Source organism: Citrobacter sp. VF227, from assembly GCF_052950715.1.
In genome coordinates this window covers 1-473 of record NZ_JBRFVF010000376.1, presented here as the reverse complement: position 1 = coordinate 473, position 473 = coordinate 1, and the positions used below count along the sequence as shown (strand labels likewise).

The window sequence follows — 473 nt, the reverse complement described above, 5'->3', positions numbered from 1 at the left end:
GTTTGGTGGAAACCGCGCAGACGAGTGGGAACAACGGCCCAACGAGGCCTCTTACCAGCAGAGAAGCGCCCAGGGCGGGGGGATCAATGCCACCGGATGAGCGACCCGCAGCGCCACGGACGAACAACTTTTACACGTTGCCCATCAGCGGATGGACCATCTGATCAACGCAGGCGTTACGTTTCTGGTACTTAAATCCGGTTACGGTCTGGATTTGCAGACAGAAGAGAAGATTTTACGCGTGGCGGCGGGGCTGGCGGCGGCAAATATCGTGGAAATAAGTCCGACGCTGTTGGCTGCGCATGCGACTCCAGCGGAATTCAGGGATGATCCTGACGGCTATATTACGCTGGTGTCCGAGACCATTTTGCCGCAGCTGTGGGAACAAGGTTTGTTTGAGACCGTCGATCTGTTCTGTGAAAGCGTCGGATTTCACCTCGCGCAGAGTGGACGGGTATTTCAGGCCGCACAGG

At 56.9% G+C, this 473-nt stretch carries 1 pseudogene; it reads left to right on the top strand.

Going from position 1 to position 473, the window contains the following annotated elements:
• Positions 1 to 473: pseudogene (locus tag ACU8YC_RS26835) on the top strand (imidazolonepropionase); the annotation flags it as partial.